This window comes from Streptomyces bambusae (assembly GCF_019400985.1).
In the GTDB taxonomy this organism is placed as follows: Bacteria; Actinomycetota; Actinomycetes; order Streptomycetales; family Streptomycetaceae; genus Streptomyces; species Streptomyces bambusae_A.
The window spans coordinates 1-16,783 of the sequence record NZ_WTFF01000020.1; the positions used below are offsets into that span (position 1 = coordinate 1).

Here is a 16,783-nt window from a genome sequence, read left to right on the forward strand (position 1 = left end):
ATCCTCCTAGGCCCATCCCTACACCCCAGCACCACAAACACCACACACGCGAGAGGACCGTCGCCGGCGTAGCTTAAGATCGCAGCCCCCCCCGGGCCCGTGACACAGCCCCCCGCGGCCCCCGCCCCGCCGGTACCCCGCCAGGACCAGGGCTACGGCCCCGGCAGCACACAGCCCCGCGCCGACGGCCGCCCAGTGGCCGGGGACCCCCAGGGCGAGCGCGGCCGCAGCCCAGGCGACCAGCGCCGGCCCGACCAACCGCAGGTCCAGCGGACGCTCGGCGGGTGAACCTTCCCCGGCGGCCCCCTCGCGGGGCGGACCCTCTCCGGGCAGCCCCCGGCTCAGGGCCTCCTCGCGGGCCGGACCCTCGCTTTTTGCACCCTCACGGGGCGGCCCCTCGCCGAGCGCGTTCTCGCGGGGCGGGCCCTCGACGAGGGTGCCCTCGCGGGGCGCACCTTCGCTGAACAGCCCCTTCGGGGGCGGACCCTCGCGGTGCGAGCCCTCGCGGGGCGGAACCTCGTGGCGCGAGTCCTCGTGGGGCGGTCCCTCAACAAGCGCACCCTCGCTGGGCGGATCCTGCCAGGGCGGATCCTGCCGGGGCGGATCCTGCCGGGGCGGATCCTGCCGGGGCGGATCCTCGGGGGGCTTCACAGCCGGACCAGCGGGCGCAGCTCGGCGAACCGCCGTTCGCCGATGCCGGTGACTTGCCGCAGGTCCTCGACCGAGCGGAAGCCGCCGCGGGCGGTGCGGAAGTCCACGATGTGCCGGGCGAGGACCGGGCCCACGCCGGGCAGCCCGTCCAGTTGCTCCACGGTGGCGCTGGCGAGGCTGAGCGGCCCGGGGGCGCCGCCCGCGCCGGGTCCGGGCGGCGCGGCCGCCCCTGACGGCGGCGCGGGGGCTCCGACCAGGACCTGCTCGCCGTCGACGAGCACACGGGCCAGATTGAGCCCGGTGGTGTCCGTGCCTGGCCGGGCTCCGCCAGCGGCGGCGAGGGCGTCCGCCACCCGCGAACCGGCGGGCAGCCGCCGCACGCCCGGGTCCCGGACCTTGCCGCTGACGTCCACGACGACGGGGCTACCGGCGGTGGCGGACGGGGCCGGCCCGGGTGGGCGGTCGCCGGAGTCGCTGGCGGCCACGGCGACCGGGGTGACGGCGGCCGGTGCGGTCACCGGCTGCGGGCGGGCCGACCAGTACTGCTGGGCGGCGACACCGAGTCCCACGACGAGGAGCACGGCCATGGCACCCAGCGGGCGCCGCTCCAGTCCGCACCGGCTCTGGAGCCACAGCGGCAGCCGCTCGCGCAGGGCGAGACGGGCGGCCTCCGCCCGGCCCAGAGGCGGCACCTCGCCAGGGGCCGGCGCCTCGCCAAGGGTCGGCGCCTCGCCAAGGGCCGACGTCGGGGCGCTGCGCGAGGGCGACGCACTCACGGTGGCCCCGGTCCGCGCCGCGCCGACGGCTGACGGTGAGGGGACAGCGGGTGAGGGGACAGAGGATGGCGGGACCGCGGACGGCGGGGCCTCGGATGGTGGGACCCGGGACGGCGGGACCCGGGACGGCGGAACCGAGGGTGACGGGACCGAGGATGGCAGGACCGCGAACCACGGGGCCTCAGATGGCGGGACCCGGGACGGCGGGACCGAGGGTGATGGGACCGCGGATGACGGGACCGAGGGCGGCAAGACCCCGGTTGGACGGACAGAGGGCGGCCGGACCCGGGCCGGCGCGACCGGGCGTGACGCGGCCAGGATTGACGCAACCGAGCGTGGCAGGACGCCGGTCGGCCGGACAGAGGCTGGCCGGACCCGGGACGGAACGGCCGGGGACGGCCCGGCCAGGGGTGGCGCGACCGGGGACGGTGCGGCCAGGGACGGTGCGACTGGGCGTGGTGCGGCCGGGGACGGCACGGCCTGGGTCGGTGGGGGTGGGGCGTGGCCGGGTAGCAAGGTCTCGGCGCGGCGGCGTACGGTCGCTGCCGCGAGGTCCGTACGGATGCGGGAGCGGGTGCGGCGGTGCCGCAGCCGCCCTTCGGAGGAGAGGGCCCGGCCGGGGCCGCTGGTGGCGCCGGCAGGCCTGGCGGTGGTGCGCGTACGCAGCTGTCGATTCGTCATGCCGACGACGGTAGGGGCGAGCACCGACCCGCGTTCGGAAGCCTGAATTCCGGTGGATGGGCGGGCGGTTGTGGATAATCCGGTCACCCGTTCCGGTGAACGGCGGCAGTCAGCGCAAATCAGCGTGGATCAGCGTGGAGAGACGACCGCTGCCAGCAGGCCCGGGCCGGTGTGCGCGCCGATGACCGCGCCGACCTCGCTGACGTGCAGCTCCACCAAGCCGGGGATGCGTTCGCGGAACCGTTCGGCGAGCTTCTCCGCACGGTCGGGTGCGGCGAGGTGGTGCACGGCCACGTCCACGCTGCCCGTGCCGGCCCGCTCCACCGCCAGTTCCTCGAGCCGGGCGATGGCCTTGGAGGCCGTCCGTACCTTCTCCAGCATCTCGATACGGCCGCCGTCGAGGGTCAGCAGCGGCTTGACCGCGAGCGCGGAGCCCAGGAGGGCCTGTGCGGCGCCGATCCGGCCGCCGCGGCGCAGGTAGTCGAGGGTGTCGACGTAGAAGAACGCGGACATGCCGGCGGCGCGCTTCTCGGCGGCCGCCACGGCCTCGTCGGGCGAGCCGCCGGCCTCGGCGGTCTCGGCGGCGGCCAGGGCGCAGAAGCCGAGGGCCATGGCGACCATGCCGGTGTCGACGACGTGGACGGGGACGGGCGCGGTGCGGGCCGCGAGGACGGCGGCGTCGTAGGTCCCGGAGAACTCGGCGGAGAGGTGCAGGCTGACGATGCCGGTCGCGCCGGCGTCCGCGGCCGCCCGGTAGGCCCGGACGAAGTCCTCGGGGCTGGGGCGGGACGTGGTGACGGGACGGCGCTTCTGGAGGGCGGCGGCGAGGCTGCGGGCGGAGATCTCGGTGCCCTCTTCGAGGGCCTCGTCGCCGAGCACCACGGTCAGCGGGACGGAGGTGATCCCGTGCCGCGCCATTGCCTGTTGGGGCAGATAGGCCGTGGAATCGGTGACGATCGCGACATGGCGGGACATGAGGCGGAGGGTACCGCCAGTGAGGGGCTTGCGGCAGCTCAGGCTGTCCGCTGCGCGGGCCGTTCCCCCCACCCCGCCCCCTCCCGAAGACGGGCTCCGCCCGGACCCTACCGGGGCTCCGCGCCCCCGGAGCGCCGCCCCGCGGGCTCCGGCGGGATACGCCAGCGGGCTGCGCCCGCACCCCCGGGGAGCTCCGCACCGGCGCCCCTCCGGGGCTTCGCCCCTTCCCCGCGAAGCGGGGCACCGTGCCCCGCCCGGCTCACGGCCGGGCGGTGCCGCCGGCCGACGCCGTGGGTGCCGCGGCCGGGCGGCACCAACCCGCCGCGTGCCAAGGAGACCGTCTCCTCGATGCTCCGCCGGGCAGCTCCCTCCGGCCGAGCAGGGCCCGCGGGGCCGCTCCGCACCCCCGAACCCCCGAACTCCCGAACCCCGAACCCCGCTCCGCCCCAGCCCCGTCTCAGGTGGTCGTCTCCGGGCGGGTGGTCTTCGTCCACGGGTACGGGGATGCGGGGCGGGAGGCGTCCAGGGCCGGGCGGCGCGGGTCCGGGGCGGTGGGCGGCGGCGGAGTGGGGGCCGTCGTCGGCGACGGCGTGGTCGGGGTCGTCGTCTGCGACGGCGCGTTCGGGGCCGGCGACGGCGAAGGCGCGGACGCCGCAGGTCCCGGGGCCGGGGCGGAGGGTGCGGCCGACGGGGGCTGCTGGACCGACCAGTCGCGCAGGGCCGTGGACTCGACCTCGATCTCGGACGACAGCAGCGAGAGCTCGTCGTCCGAGAAGCGGCGGGCCCGGTCGTGTACCGCCCAGCGCAGGGAGTCCGCGGACTGTGTGATCCGCTGCGTGCGCTCCCGCAGCTCCGGCAGGCGCTGCGCGAGGTTGCCCTTGTCCGGCTCCTGCTCCAGCCGCTTCAGCTCGTCGTCCAGCTCGCGGCCGTGCGCGCTCAGGCGCTCGAAGAGGCTGAGGGACTCCTGCAGCGACGCGTCCGTGCGCACTCCCTGGTGAAGTGCCTCCTGGGTGGCCCGCATGGACGTCCGCAGGTCCAGCCGCAGCTGCGCCAGCGTGCCCGCCGTGCCGATCTGGCCGAAGCTCTTCGCCCGGAGCGAGGCGTCCTCGACCGTGCGCCGCGCCTGGGTCACCGTGCGCTCCACGCCCCGCTTCGCCGCCCCCACCACCTTGACCGTGGCGTACACCCCTAGGCCGACCAGGGCCAGCAGCATCAGCGCGAAGATGATCAACGCGGCCTCCATGGCGGTCCCTCTCCCCTGCTCCGTCGCCTGGGCACTCCCGGGCCTCAGGCTTCCCCTCCACCGTAAACGCAACGGGCAGGTCAGGGGTTCCAGATGGACCCCCAACCTGCCCGTACGGGACAACCCCTAGCCGCCCCCGGCCGGGTCGGCCGCGTGCCCGACGGCAGCCCGGCGACAGCCCGCCAGCCGCCAGCCGCCGGCCGTCAGCCGTCAGCTGTCAGCCGTCAGCCCGCCAGCGGCCTCAGACGACCACGTTCACCAGCTTCGGCGCGCGCACGATCACCTTGCGGATCTCGGCCCCGCCGATCGCCGCCACCACGGCCTCGTCCGACAGCGCCAGCTGCTCCAGGTCCGCCTCGGAGATCGTCGGCGGCACCTCCAGGCGCGCCTTGACCTTGCCCTTGATCTGCACGACGCAGGTCACCGTCTCGTCCACGACGTACGCCGGGTCCGCCACCGGGAAGTCCTGGTGGACGACCGAGCCGGTGTGGCCCAGGCGGTGCCACAGCTCCTCCGCGATGTGCGGGGCCAGCGGGGCGACCAGCAGGACCAGCCGCTCGGCCACCGAGCGCTCCAGCGGGCGGCCCGCCTTCGTCAGGGTGTTGTTCAGCTCGGTGATCTTGGCGATGGCGGTGTTGAAGCGCAGGCCCGCCATGTCCGAGCCGGCCCCGTCGATCGCCTTGTGCAGCGCGCGCAGGGTGTCCTCGCCCGGCTCCGCGTCCACGACGGTGACGGCGCCCGTCTCCTCGTCGACGATGTTGCGCCACAGGCGCTGCAGCAGCCGGTACTGGCCGACCACGGCGCGGGTGTCCCACGGGCGGGAGACGTCCAGCGGGCCCATCGCCATCTCGTACAGGCGCAGCGTGTCGGCGCCGTACTCCTCGCAGATGGTCTCCGGCGTGACGGCGTTCTTCAGGGACTTGCCCATCTTGCCCAGCTCGCGCTTGACCGGCTCGCCCTGGAAGAAGAACTTGCCGTCGCGCTCCTCGACCTCCGTGGCCGTGACCGGGAAGCCGCGCTCGTCGCGGTAGACGTAGGCCTGGATCATGCCCTGGTTGAACAGCCTGTGGAACGGCTCCGCCGAGGAGACGTGGCCCAGGTCGAACAGCACCTTGGACCAGAAGCGGGCGTACAGCAGGTGCAGCACCGCGTGCTCGGCGCCGCCCACGTACAGGTCGACACCGCCGTGCGGGGCGCTCTCGCGCGGGCCCATCCAGTACTGCTCGACGGCCGGGTCGACCAGCGCGGACTCGTTGTGCGGGTCCAGGTAGCGCAGCTCGTACCAGCAGGAGCCGGCCCAGTTCGGCATGGTGTTGGTCTCGCGCCGGTACGGGCGGACTCCGCGTCCGTCGCCCAGGTCCAGCTCGACGTTGACCCAGTCGGCCTTGCGGGACAGCGGGGTCTCCGGCTGGGAGTCCGCGTCGTCCGGCTCGAAGGTGCGCGGCGAGTAGTCCTCGACCTCCGGCAGCTCCAGCGGCAGCATCGACTCGGGCAGGGAGTGCGCGACGCCGTCCTCGTCGTAGACGATCGGGAAGGGCTCGCCCCAGTAGCGCTGCCGGCTGAACAGCCAGTCGCGCAGCCGGAAGTTGACCGTGCCCGCGCCGATGCCGCGCTCGGCCAGCCACTCGGTGATGGCGGCCTTGGCCTCCGCCACGCCCAGGCCGTCCAGGGAGATCCCGGCGCCCGTGGAGTTGACCAGGGCGGCGTCGTACGAGACGAACGCGTCGTCCCACTCCGCCGGGTCGGTGCCGCGGCCGTCGGTCGGGGCGACCACGCAGCGCATCGGCAGCTCGAAGGCGCGCGCGAACTCGAAGTCGCGGCTGTCGTGCGCCGGCACGGCCATGATCGCGCCGGTGCCGTAGCCCATCAGCACGTAGTCGGCGATGAAGACCGGGACTTTCTCGCCGCTGACCGGGTTGACGGCGTACTCGCCGGTGAAGACACCGGTCTTGTCCTTGGCCTCGGCCTGCCGCTCGACGTCGGACTTGGCGGCGGCCTGCTTGCGGTACTCCGCGACGGCCTCGGCCGGGGTGGCGTGCCCGCCGGTCCACACCTGGTGGGTGCCCTCGGGCCAGGCGGCCGGGATGAACTTCTCCACCAACGGGTGCTCGGGCGCCAGCACCATGTAGGTGGCACCGAACAGCGTGTCGGGGCGGGTGGTGAAGACGGTGACGGCCTCGTCGCCCAGCGCGAAGTCGACGCGGGCGCCCTCGGAGCGGCCGATCCAGTTGCGCTGCTGCAGCTTGATGGCCTCGGGCCAGTCCAGCGCGTCCAGGTCGTCCAGCAGGCGGTCCGCGTAGGCGGTGATCCGCATGTTCCACTGGCTCAGCTTGGCCTTGAAGACGGGGAAGTTGCCGCGCTCGGACCGGCCGTCGGCGGTGACCTCCTCGTTGGCCAGCACGGTGCCCAGGCCGGGGCACCAGTTGACGGGCGCGTCGGAGGCGTACGCCAGCCGGTAGCCGTTCAGTACGTCGGCCCGCTCGGCGGCGGTCAGGTCGGCCCAGGCGCGGCCTCCGGGGACCTCGCGGGAGCCGGTCTCGAAGGCGGTGACCAGCTCGGCGATCGGGCGGGCCTTCGCGGCCTCGGTGTCGTACCAGGAGTTGTAGATCTGCAGGAAGATCCACTGGGTCCACTTGTAGTAGTCCGGGTCGATCGTCGCGAACGAGCGGCGCTTGTCGTGGCCCAGGCCCAGCCGGCGCAGCTGCGCCTTCATGTTCTCGATGTTCGCCTCGGTGGACACCCGCGGGTGGGTGCCGGTCTGCACGGCGTACTGCTCCGCCGGCAGGCCGAAGGCGTCGAAGCCCAGCGTGTGCAGGACGTTGTGGCCGGTCATCCGCTGGTGGCGGGCGTAGACGTCGGTGGCGATGTACCCCAGCGGGTGGCCGACGTGCAGGCCCGCACCGGACGGGTACGGGAACATGTCCATGATGAACTTCTTGGGCCGCGCGACGACCGCGGGGTCACCCGCCAGGTCACCGGTCGGGTTCGGGGCCTCGTACGTCCCCTCCGCGTCCCATACGTCCTGCCAGCGTGCCTCGATGTCGGCGGCCATCGCAGCCGTGTAACGGTGCGCCTCGGCCGCCTCGGTGGCCGGGGTGTTCGTCTCGCTCATGATTCCTACAAGCTCCATCGATCGTCTCTGCCGTCTTCGGCCCCAAACGAAAAAACCCCTCGCACAGGAGGGGACGCCGCGCCGGGTCCGACCGGGATCCGTGCCGGTCGGCACTGTTCAGCGCGGCTCGGTAAGCAGAAGGCGTACGGCACGCATGGCGCCCAGGGTACCGCAGCGGTCACGGGGGCCGCTCGATCGTTCCGTACAACGAGAAGCGGGCCACCCGATCCGGGTGGCCCGCTTCTGCACTGTGGAGCTAAGGAGAATTGAACTCCTGACCTCTTGCATGCCATGCAAGCGCTCTACCAACTGAGCTATAGCCCCTTGTCCTGCTCGCCGCCTGGCTTCCCGGCCGGTTTCCCGCTCCGCTCTTCCCTGGCGACACCCAGAACATTACACGGTCATGGCCCAGGACCAAAAATCGGTTTCACCCATGTCCGATTTGCCGTGACGTGTACGGATTCCAGGCCATGGCGCGTCCGGATCTCGGGCCATGATGCGTACGGACAGGCCATGACGCGTACGGTCTCAGGCCCGGGCGAAGCTGTAGAAGCGCTTGAGCGTGCAGTGCTCGTCGAGCAGCCGGCCGTAGATCGGCTCCCCCTCCAGCTCGCGGTACGTCTCGATCGGGTCGCCTTTTATGATCAGCGCCCGCGCGCATTCCTCGCACCAGTACTGGTAATCGGGGTTCACCGGGTCCATGTCCCGCACGATCGGCGTGCCGTTGTCGCACCAGTCGCACCGCCGTCGGTGTGCACCCATCCGTCAGCGACTCCCTCCCGCGTCGGGCCGTCGTCTCCCCCTCCGGCCGTCCGATTCTGCCATGTCGGTGCGGTGGGGGTCAGCAGGTACAAAGACCAAGGATCCCGCCCCCTGTTGGGGACGGGATCCTTCTTCTGTGGAGCTAAGGAGAATTGAACTCCTGACCTCCTGCATGCCATGCAGGCGCTCTACCAACTGAGCTATAGCCCCGCTCTCCACCGCGTTTCCCGCTCTTTCCTGCGGTCCTCGCTGCGGACAAGAAGAACTCTAGCCTGTGACCAGCCGGAAAGTGAAATCCGGTCGGCGGGCACCGGCGGCGGCCGTCGGCGAGGCCCTCAGTCGTCGTCGCCGAGCACCGGCTCCGGCAGGGTGCCGGCGTTGTGCTCCAGCAGCCGCCAGCCGCGGGCGCCCTCACCCAGGACCGACCAGCAGCAGTTGGACAGCCCGCCCAGGCTCTCCCAGGAGCGCGCCTCCAGGCCGAGCAGCCGGCCGATGGTGGTGCGGATCGTGCCGCCGTGGCTGACCACGACCAGCGTGCCGTTCCCGGTGAGCCGCTCCGCGTGGCGCAGCACCACGGGGGCCGCCCGTTCGGCGACCTCGGTCTCCAGCTCGCCGCCGCCGCGGCGCACCGGCTCGCCGCGCTTCCACGCGGCGTACTGCTCGCCGTACTTCTCCAGGATCTCGTCGTGCGTGAGGCCCTGCCACTCGCCCGCGTACGTCTCGCGCAGCGCCTCGTCGTGCTCGACGGACACCCCCGTGATCGCGGCCAGCTCGGCGGCGGTCGCGGCGGCCCGCTTGAGGTCGGAGGCCACGATGGCCTCGGGCCGCATGGAGGCCAGCAGGCGGGCGGAGCGGCGCGCCTGCGCCACCCCGGTCTCGGTCAGCTCGATGTCCGTGGAGCCCTGGAAGCGGCGTTCGAGGTTCCAGGAGGTCTGGCCGTGCCGCCACAGAACGATCTTGCGGCCGGGCCGGGTGCTCGTCGTGCTCAGAACAGATCACCGTCCACGTCGTCCTCGGCCTGCGCGGCGCGCAGCTTGGCGTGCTCCTCCGCCTTGCCCTTGGTCTGCTTGGCGTCCTCGGGCAGCTCGATCTCGGGGCAGTCCTTCCACAGGCGCTCCAGCGCGTAGAAGACCCGCTCCTCGCTGTGCTGCACGTGCACGACGATGTCGACGTAGTCCAGCAGGATCCAGCGGGCGTCGCGGTCGCCCTCGCGGCGGACCGGCTTGGCGCCGAGCTCCTTGAGGAGCTTCTCCTCGATCTCGTCGACGATCGACTTGACCTGGCGGTCGCTGGGCGCGGAGGCGAGCAGGAAGGCGTCCGTGATCGACAGCACGTCGCTGACGTCGTAGGCGATGATGTCGTGCGCGAGCTTGTCGGCGGCCGCCTGGGCGGCGACGTTGATGAGCTCGATGGAGCGGTCCGTGGCGGTCACTGGCCATGCTTTCGGGTCGGCGGGCAGATCCGTACAAGGGTCTCATGTGCCACGGACACCGCCCACGTCATTACCCGCGCCCCTGGTCAGGGCGCCTTGAAGTCCTTGCCGAGGGTGACCACCACGTCCGCGTTGACCGTGCTGTCACCCTTTGTGACGGCCGTCTCCGGCAGGCCCAGCGTCTTGGCGACCTCGACCGCCTTCTCCCGCTGCGCGTCGTCCCGGTACGTGATCTGCGACGTGGTCCGGGTCTGGCCGGCCCGGCCGCCGTCCACCAGCGCGTAGCCGCCGTTCATCAGGGCCGCCCGCGCCGCGTTCTGCGTCCTGTCGTCGCCGGTGGCGTCGCGCAGGCCCACGCGGGGCGCGGCGCCGCTCTGCGCCGCGCTCGGGGTGCCGCCGAGGAGTTCCCTGACGACCTTGCGGCTCGCCTCGTCGGTGAGCGTGCCGTCGGCCTTCACGGTGACCGTCTCGGTGCGGTGGTCGCCGACCTTGGCGTGCTCGGCGAGCTTGGCGAGCGAGGTGCCGAGCGCCTGCTCGTTCAGCGAGGGGTCCAGGATCTGGGCCAGGGTCTCCACGGTGACGGTGGCCGCCCGCGGGTCGCTGGAGACCTTGCGCAGGACCGCGTGCAGCACCTTGCCGAAGCGGCCGAGCTGCTCGGCCTCGGGCTCGTTCGGGGCGGCGCGGTGGGTGGCGTACGCGACGGCCATCGCGCCGTTCAGGGTCTGCTTCGGGCCCTGGGCGACGGCCGGCGTCCTCGCCTGCTCGTCGGCCGGCACGGCCGTGTCGGTGTCCACCTCGATGCCGCCGACGAGCTCGACGAGGTTCTCCAGGTACGGGGTGTCCAGCCGCCAGGTGCCGCCGATGCGGGTGCCGAGGATCGAGTCGAGGGCCTCGCGGGTGCCGCCGAGGCCGTCCTCCTCGACGGACTTGCCCAGCCCGACCGAGGTGCCGTCGTCGCGCGGGACGGCGAGGGCGTTCGGGAGCAGGACGGTGGCGCCCTGCCGGGTGGTGGCGTTGTCGACCAGCAGGGCGGTGGAGGTGCCGCCCTTCTTGGTGTGGTGCAGGTGGACGACGATGATGTCGCGCTGCTGCGGCCCGACGGGAGCGCCGGCGGCAGCGGGCTCCGGCGGTCCGCCGAGGCCCGGCAGCCTGCCCGCGTACCAGAGGTAGCCGATGCCGCCGACGACGAACAGGGCGAGGACGACGATCAGGGCCACGACGCGGTTGCGGCCGCGGCGGCGGGCCTCCTCGCGGCGCTCGGTGCGGCTCTCGGTGAACTTCAGCCAGTCGATGACGTCGTCGGAGTCCTCGTCCGGCTGGTCGAGGAAGGCGAACTGCTCGGTGCGGTAGTCCGGGGTGGGCGCCCGGTTGGGCTCGCGGCCGGGCTCGCCCCTGCGCGGTTCGGGCACCTGGGCGGCGCCGGGTCCGGGGGCGGCCGCCCAGGAAGCCGGGGCCTGCTGGGGGATCCACTGCTGGGGCTGGGGCTGGGGCGGCTGGACCGGGGCCTGCGCGTCCGGGTAGGGCTGCTGTCCGTACGGCCGGCCGTACTGCTGGCCGTACTGCTGCTCGTACGGCCCGTACTGCTGCCCGTACGGCTGCCCGTACGGCTGCCCGTACGGCTGCTCCTGGAGGGGGTACTGCTGCGGGGGGTGGCCCTGGCGAGGGGGCACGGCGGCGTACACCGGCCGCCCGTAGGCGTCGTACCCGACGAGCTGCTGCTCCTCGTTCACCGCGGTGCCCCTCTCTGCCGGATCCGGACCCTCAGGCTCCCCGGTACAGCTTCCGCTTGTCGATGTAGCGCACCACACCGTCCGGCACGAGATACCACACAGGATCGCCCTGGGCCACCCTCGCCCGGCAGTCCGTGGACGAGATGGCCAGCGCCGGCACCTCGACCAGGGAGACCCCGCCCTCGGGCAGGCCGTCGTCGGTGAGGTGGTGGCCGGGGCGGGTGACGCCGATGAAGTGCGCGAGGGAGAAGAGCTCCTCGGCGTTGCGCCACGTCAGGATCTGCGCGAGGGCGTCGGCGCCGGTGATGAAGAACAGGTCGGCGTCGTCGTTGAGCGTCGCCAGGTCCCGCAGCGTGTCGATCGTGTACGTCGGGCCGCCCCGGTCGATGTCGATGCGGCTGACGGAGAACTGCGGGTTCGAGGCCGTGGCGATGACCGTCATCAGATAGCGGTCCTCGGCGGGCGAGACCGCCCGCTGCGACTTCTGCCACGGCTGGCCGGTCGGTACGAACACCACCTCGTCCAGGTGGAACAGCGCGGCCACCTCACTGGCGGCCACGAGGTGTCCGTGGTGGACCGGGTCGAACGTCCCGCCCATCACGCCGAGCCGGCGCTTGACCGGGCCGGTAGGCATTTCCTGCTCTCCCATGAGCGCAGACCCTACCGGCCCGCCGCGGGGACTCAGCGGTCGCGGTTGAGGCGGGTGGTCACCCACAGCATCAGCATGAGGATGACGAACGCGCCGCCACCGGTGAGGTAGGGGTTCAGGCTGTCGTGGTTGCCGCCGTGCTGCTCGGCCCCCTCCGAGGCGAGGAGAACCAGGCTCTGGGCGGTGCTGGAGAGGCTCATCAGACAGGTACCTATTCGGGTCGGGAAGCGAGCGGAGACTTCGCTCACATCGTAAGTGGGTGCCTGGGGCACGCTCACGCCGACTCAGGCGTTGGAGAGGATAGACGAGAAGGCACGGCAGGCCGATCAAGGGGGAGCAGGATGACAGAGAGCACCACGGGGACCGTTCCGGCCCGGGACCGCAGGAGGTTCCCGGGCATCTCCTCGCGGGCGTACGAGCATCCGGCGGACCGCTCGGCCCTGGTGGCGTTGCGCAAGCTCAACGGGTTCGACACGGTGTTCAAGGCGCTCAGCGCCCTGCTCCCGGAGCGCAGCCTGCGGCTGGCGTTCCTGTCGGAATCGGTGCGGGTGGGCGAGACCCAGTTCCCGCACCTGCACGCGATGCTGCGCGACGCCTGCTGGATCCTGGACCTGGAGAAGGTCCCTCAGATGTACGTGCAGCAGGACCCCATGCCGAACGCCATGTGCATCGGGCTGGACGAGCCGATCATCGTGGTGTCCACGGGCCTGGTCGAGCTGCTCGACGAGGAGGAGATGCGGGCGGTCATCGGCCACGAGGTGGGCCACGCGCTGTCGGGCCACGCGGTCTACCGCACGATCCTGCTGTTCCTGACGACCCTGGCGCTGAAGGTCGCGTGGATCCCGCTGGGCAATGTGGCGATCATGGCGCTCGTGACGGCGCTGCGCGAATGGTTCCGCAAGTCGGAGCTGTCGGCGGACCGGGCGGGCCTGCTGGTCGGGCAGGACGTGCAGGCCTCGATGCGCGGCCTGATGAAGATCGCGGGCGGCAACCACCTGCACGAGATGAACGTGGACGCCTTCCTCGCCCAGGCCGAGGAGTACGAGGCCAGCGGCGACCTGCGCGACTCCGTGCTCAAGATCCTCAACGTGCTGCCCCGCTCGCACCCCTTCACCACCGTGCGGGCCGCGGAGCTGCGGAAGTGGTCGCAGAGCCGCGACTTCCAGCGGATCATGGACGGCCACTACCCGAGCCGCGAGGACGACAAGGACACCTCGGTCACGGACTCCTTCCGGCAGTCGGCCGCGCACTACGCCGACGCGGTGCGCACCAGCAAGGACCCGCTGTTCAAGCTGGTCGGCGACATAGCGGGCGGCGCCAGCGACCTGGCGGGCGACATCGGCGGCAAGCTGCGCGACAAGTTCGCCGGCTCCGGATCCGGATCCGGCAGCGGCGGCACCGCCGCCGGCAAGGACGGCGCCACGGACTAGCTGGCTAGAGGCGGCCGGGTGGTGGCCTACCGGTCCGGCTGGGCGGACGGCGCCGACGGCGGGTCCGTCGGCGCGGCCAGTACGCCGCACAGCCCGGCCGTGCGGCGCACCTGCCCGCTGGTGTAGGGGTCGGTGGCCGGCGGGCCCACCGTGGTGGCCGTGGACCCGGCCGGCAGCGGCCGGAAGGCGTCGGCCGTCTCGGCCGCGCAGTCCTGCGGTCCGGCCACCACGTACGCCGACACCAGCTCCGCCCGGCGGGCGACCAGGTCGTCCCGGTCGAAGCGGAGCCGCAGCTCGCGCCGGACGGTGAAGAGCGAGGCGCTGTCCGGCGAGCTCTGCGGGGCGGCGCCGGCGGGCCGGACGGCGTACACGAAGGTGTGGTCCGTGGTGACCTCCAGCACGTCCGGGGCCACCTCGTCGACGTCCAGGGTGCCGCTCACCCGGACGCGGGAATCGGCCACCACCGCGGTGGCCGGGTCGAAGCGGACCAGCCAGCCGGTCACCGCGTGCCGCCCGTCGCCCGACGGGGAGTTCAGGCTGCGGTCGAACTGCCCCACCTGGTCGAGGTCGAGCAGCAGCCGTACGGGCCGGGTCGCGGTGCCGGCCAGCACGTCCGGTTCCAGCGAGGACTGCACGAGGTAGTCCTTGGCGATGGTCAGGGCGGTGACGACCTGTGCGTCGGTGAAGTGCTGGGTGCGGTGCACGGCGGGCATGGTGATGCCGGCCGCGCCGATCCGGTAGTCGGCGGCCGGGCTCTGGGCGTACAGCTCGGCGGGCCGCCCGCCGGGGACCGTGCGCGACGGGGTGAGGGGGACGACCGTGCTGGTCAGCGGCTCGGCGCGGGTGTCGGCCGGGGTCACGTACGGGGTGCGCATACCCATGTAGACGGCCGCGGCGAAGGCCGTCGCGATCAGCAGCACCAGCAGCAGGCCCTGCCGGGAGCGGCGGCTGGGGGTGCCGTCACCGGGGCCGCGGCCGCCGGACCACAGGGAGCGGCTGCGCACGGCGCGGGCGTGCTCGCCCATGCGCTCCTGTGCCGAGAACTCCTGGAGCCGGGCAGCCCGGACGAAGTCCTCGTCGAACACCACCGACCGGTATTCGTCCTCGGGGGTGCCGTCAGGTGGATCTCCTGGTACGGCCATGGCGTCTCCCCGCCGTCGCGCGCGAGAGGGGTCGTACTTTCAGGGTTGGCGGGAGGCGGGATACATAAACGCGCCAGTGCCGGTGACTTCGGTCAGCGGGGTGCTGGAAGGCGCCGGCGCGGGCGGTTCGGGGTCGTTGGAGGCGCCCCGGTAGACGGCGGTGAAGGCGAGGGCGACCATGCCGATGCCCATCACCACGGCCAGGACCCAGGCGACGGGCCGCAGCCAGCGGGAGCGGCCGCGGTAGGGGCGCAGGGCGCCGCCGTAGGCCCCGTACGGGCCGTATCCGTAGCCCTCGCCGTAGCCGCCGTACGGGTAACCGTCCGGGCCGTAGCCGTACGGGGAGCCGTCGGGCCCGTAGGCGTAACCGCGTATGTCGTGGGGCTCGAAGCCCTCGTACCCGTCGTGGCCGTGGGCGACCGCGCGGGCGGCCTCGGCGGCCCGCTGGCGCTCCGCGGCGCTCGGTTCATGGATCTCGGCGCTCCGGACGAAGTCCTCGTCGAACACCACGGAGGCGAAGTCCTGGTCCGCGCCCCCGCGGTCGTCGTCGGGCTCCCCGTCGTCCGGGAACGGCTTGCCCCCCACGTCGTCCGGCACGGGACCAGACTAGACCTGGGGGGCGGCTTTGGGCAGGCCGTGCGCGAAATCCGGCCACACGGGGATGCCCGGTGGTTACCGGATGTGACCGTCGCCGGTGACGATGTACTTGGTCGAGGTCAGTTCCGGCAGCCCCATCGGGCCCCTGGCGTGCAGCTTCTGGGTGGAGATGCCGATCTCCGCGCCGAACCCGAACTGGCCACCGTCGGTGAACCGGGTGGAGGCGTTCACCGCGACGGTGGTCGAGTCGACCAGCTGGGTGAACCGGCGGGCGGCGGCCTGCGAGGTGGTCACGATCGCCTCGGTGTGGCCGGAGGTCCAGCGGCGGATGTGCGCGACCGCGTCGTCGAGGGAGTCCACGACGCCGGCGGCGATGTCGTAGGAGAGGTACTCGGCGGCCCAGTCCTCGTCGGTGGCGGGCAGCACGGTGGCTTTGGTGTCGGTGGCGGCGCCCAGCACACGCTCGTCGCCGTGGACGGTCACGCCGGCGTCGGCGAGCGCGTCGAGGGCACGCGGCAGGAAGGCGTCGGCGATGTCGCGGTGGACCAGGAGGGTCTCGGCGGCGTTGCAGACGGAGGGCCGCTGGGCCTTGGAGTTGATCAGGATCTCGACCGCCATGTCCAGGTCGGCCTGGGCGTCGACGTAGACGTGGCAGTTGCCGGTCCCGGTCTCGATGACGGGGACGGTGGACTCCTCGACCACGGTCTTGATCAGGGAGGCGCCGCCGCGCGGGATGAGGACGTCGACCAGGCCGCGGGCCCGCATCAGCTCGCGCACGGAGTCGCGGCTCTCGCCGGGGACGAGCTGGATCGCATCCGCGGGCAGGCCGGTGCTCGCGACGGCGTCGCGCAGGATGGCGACCAGAGCCGTGTTGGAGGCGTACGCGGAGGAGCTGCCGCGGAGGAGGACCGCGTTGCCGGACTTCAGGCACAGCGCGGCGGCGTCGACGGTGACGTTGGGGCGGGCCTCGTAGATGATGCCGACGACGCCCAGGGGGACGCGGATCTGGCGGAGGTCGATGCCGTTGGGGAGGGTGGAGCCGCGGACGACCTCGCCGACCGGGTCGGGGAGGGCGGCGACGTCGCGGACGTCGGAGGCGATGGCCGCCACCCGTTCGGGGGTGAGGGTGAGGCGGTCGATGACGGTCTCGCTGGTGCCGGCGCTCCTGGCCTTCGCGATGTCCTGCGCGTTGGCCTCGACGATCTCGGCGGTGCGGGCCTCCAGGGCGTCGGCGATGGCGAGCAGCGCGGTGTCCTTTGCGGACCGCGGCAGGGGGGCGATCGCTGCGGCGGCGGTGCGGGCGGCTTGGGCGGTGGCCTGGACCGGGGAGGCTTCGTTGTGCGAGGTCATGCCGCCCAGGGTAGTACCGGGGCGTGGGGGGCCGGCCTGGGTTTCAGCAGCCGAGACGGGGGCCTTGGGGGGTGCCGCTGCGCGGGGCCTTTCCCCACCCCGCCCCTTCCCGAACCGGGGGCTCCGCCCCCGTGCCCCTGGTCCTCAAACGCCGGACGGGCTGGAAAGATCCTGGGGCTCCGCCCCAGACCCTCCCCCAGACTCCGTCCGGGGGTACCCCCACGCCTCAAACGCCGGCGGGGCTGGATGGGGG

General features: G+C 72.9%; 14 protein-coding genes and 2 tRNA genes. 1 reads left to right on the top strand and 15 read right to left on the bottom strand.

The window, feature by feature from the left end; translation table 11 throughout:
* Positions 1-647: 647 nt before the first annotated feature.
* The 12 genes from GPJ59_RS05530 to GPJ59_RS05585 all read right to left on the bottom strand — a co-directional run bounded on the left by GPJ59_RS05530 (position 648) and on the right by GPJ59_RS05585 (position 12,211).
* Positions 648-1,343 carry a ComEA family DNA-binding protein gene (locus tag GPJ59_RS05530; protein WP_308120149.1) on the bottom strand — a complete coding sequence of 232 codons (696 nt, stop codon included), beginning with the start codon at positions 1,341-1,343 and terminating at the stop codon, positions 648-650.
* Positions 1,344-2,237: 894 nt separating this feature from the next.
* On the bottom strand, positions 2,238-3,083 hold the full coding sequence (locus tag GPJ59_RS05535; protein WP_219665241.1) for a DegV family protein: 846 nt from the start codon (positions 3,081-3,083) through the stop codon (positions 2,238-2,240).
* A 457-nt stretch (positions 3,084-3,540) separates the two neighbouring features.
* Complete coding sequence (locus GPJ59_RS05540; RefSeq protein WP_219665242.1) at positions 3,541-4,326, bottom strand: hypothetical protein; 786 nt, start codon at positions 4,324-4,326, stop codon at positions 3,541-3,543.
* Positions 4,327-4,567: 241 nt separating this feature from the next.
* On the bottom strand, positions 4,568-7,438 hold the full coding sequence (gene leuS, locus GPJ59_RS05545; RefSeq protein WP_219665243.1) for a leucine--tRNA ligase: 2,871 nt from the start codon (positions 7,436-7,438) through the stop codon (positions 4,568-4,570).
* Positions 7,439-7,689: 251 nt separating this feature from the next.
* Positions 7,690-7,762, bottom strand: a tRNA-Ala gene (locus tag GPJ59_RS05550).
* 204 nt (positions 7,763-7,966) lie between these two features.
* Positions 7,967-8,200 carry a hypothetical protein gene (locus GPJ59_RS05555; protein ID WP_219665244.1) on the bottom strand — a complete coding sequence of 78 codons (234 nt, stop codon included), beginning with the start codon at positions 8,198-8,200 and terminating at the stop codon, positions 7,967-7,969.
* 137 nt (positions 8,201-8,337) lie between these two features.
* Positions 8,338-8,410, bottom strand: a tRNA-Ala gene (locus GPJ59_RS05560).
* Positions 8,411-8,535: 125 nt separating this feature from the next.
* Positions 8,536-9,189 (bottom strand): histidine phosphatase family protein, encoded by a 654-nt coding sequence (locus GPJ59_RS05565; protein WP_219665265.1) that lies wholly within the window; start codon positions 9,187-9,189, stop codon positions 8,536-8,538.
* Positions 9,186-9,632, bottom strand: coding sequence for a ribosome silencing factor (rsfS, locus tag GPJ59_RS05570; protein ID WP_219665245.1), 447 nt, complete (start codon positions 9,630-9,632; stop codon positions 9,186-9,188). The genes GPJ59_RS05565 and rsfS overlap by 4 nt, the downstream gene beginning before the upstream one ends.
* Positions 9,633-9,718: 86 nt before the next feature.
* The gene (locus GPJ59_RS05575; protein WP_219665246.1) at positions 9,719-11,362 is read right to left on the bottom strand and encodes a LytR C-terminal domain-containing protein; all 1,644 of its coding nucleotides are present in this window, start codon (positions 11,360-11,362) and stop codon (positions 9,719-9,721) included.
* A 31-nt stretch (positions 11,363-11,393) separates the two neighbouring features.
* The gene (gene nadD / locus GPJ59_RS05580) at positions 11,394-12,011 is read right to left on the bottom strand and encodes a nicotinate-nucleotide adenylyltransferase (protein ID WP_219665247.1); all 618 of its coding nucleotides are present in this window, start codon (positions 12,009-12,011) and stop codon (positions 11,394-11,396) included.
* A 32-nt stretch (positions 12,012-12,043) separates the two neighbouring features.
* Positions 12,044-12,211: a hypothetical protein gene (locus GPJ59_RS05585; RefSeq protein WP_219665248.1), complete on the bottom strand. Its 168-nt coding sequence runs from the start codon at positions 12,209-12,211 to the stop codon at positions 12,044-12,046.
* 141 nt (positions 12,212-12,352) lie between these two features.
* Here GPJ59_RS05585 and GPJ59_RS05590 point away from each other — a divergent pair, with 141 nt between their 5' ends.
* Positions 12,353-13,441, top strand: a complete 1,089-nt coding sequence (locus GPJ59_RS05590) for a M48 family metallopeptidase (protein ID WP_219665249.1) — start codon at positions 12,353-12,355, stop codon at positions 13,439-13,441.
* A gap of 26 nt (positions 13,442-13,467) precedes the next feature.
* Here the strand turns inward: GPJ59_RS05590 and GPJ59_RS05595 are convergent, their stop codons facing one another.
* The 3 genes from GPJ59_RS05595 to GPJ59_RS05605 all read right to left on the bottom strand — a co-directional run bounded on the left by GPJ59_RS05595 (position 13,468) and on the right by GPJ59_RS05605 (position 16,530).
* The gene (locus GPJ59_RS05595; protein ID WP_219665250.1) at positions 13,468-14,583 is read right to left on the bottom strand and encodes an SCO2583 family membrane protein; all 1,116 of its coding nucleotides are present in this window, start codon (positions 14,581-14,583) and stop codon (positions 13,468-13,470) included.
* A 39-nt stretch (positions 14,584-14,622) separates the two neighbouring features.
* A complete protein-coding gene (locus GPJ59_RS05600; RefSeq protein WP_219665251.1) occupies positions 14,623-15,180 on the bottom strand; it encodes an SCO2584 family spore wall biosynthesis protein in 558 nt (185 codons plus the stop codon).
* Between the two features lie 75 nt (positions 15,181-15,255).
* Complete coding sequence (locus tag GPJ59_RS05605) at positions 15,256-16,530, bottom strand: glutamate-5-semialdehyde dehydrogenase (RefSeq protein ID WP_445271632.1); 1,275 nt, start codon at positions 16,528-16,530, stop codon at positions 15,256-15,258.
* Positions 16,531-16,783: the final 253 nt, after the last annotated feature.

Coding starts and splice junctions, on each gene's coding strand:
- GPJ59_RS05585 (WP_219665248.1), bottom strand. CDS start 12,211: ATGAGCCTCTCCAGCACCGCCCAGAGCCTGGTTCTCCTCGCCTCGGAG.
- GPJ59_RS05540 (WP_219665242.1), bottom strand. CDS start 4,326: ATGGAGGCCGCGTTGATCATCTTCGCGCTGATGCTGCTGGCCCTGGTC.
- nadD (WP_219665247.1), bottom strand. CDS start 12,011: ATGGGAGAGCAGGAAATGCCTACCGGCCCGGTCAAGCGCCGGCTCGGC.
- GPJ59_RS05535 (WP_219665241.1), bottom strand. CDS start 3,083: ATGTCCCGCCATGTCGCGATCGTCACCGATTCCACGGCCTATCTGCCC.
- GPJ59_RS05605 (WP_445271632.1), bottom strand. CDS start 16,530: ATGACCTCGCACAACGAAGCCTCCCCGGTCCAGGCCACCGCCCAAGCC.
- GPJ59_RS05590 (WP_219665249.1), top strand. CDS start 12,353: ATGACAGAGAGCACCACGGGGACCGTTCCGGCCCGGGACCGCAGGAGG.
- GPJ59_RS05555 (WP_219665244.1), bottom strand. CDS start 8,200: ATGGGTGCACACCGACGGCGGTGCGACTGGTGCGACAACGGCACGCCG.
- leuS (WP_219665243.1), bottom strand. CDS start 7,438: ATGAGCGAGACGAACACCCCGGCCACCGAGGCGGCCGAGGCGCACCGT.
- GPJ59_RS05595 (WP_219665250.1), bottom strand. CDS start 14,583: ATGGCCGTACCAGGAGATCCACCTGACGGCACCCCCGAGGACGAATAC.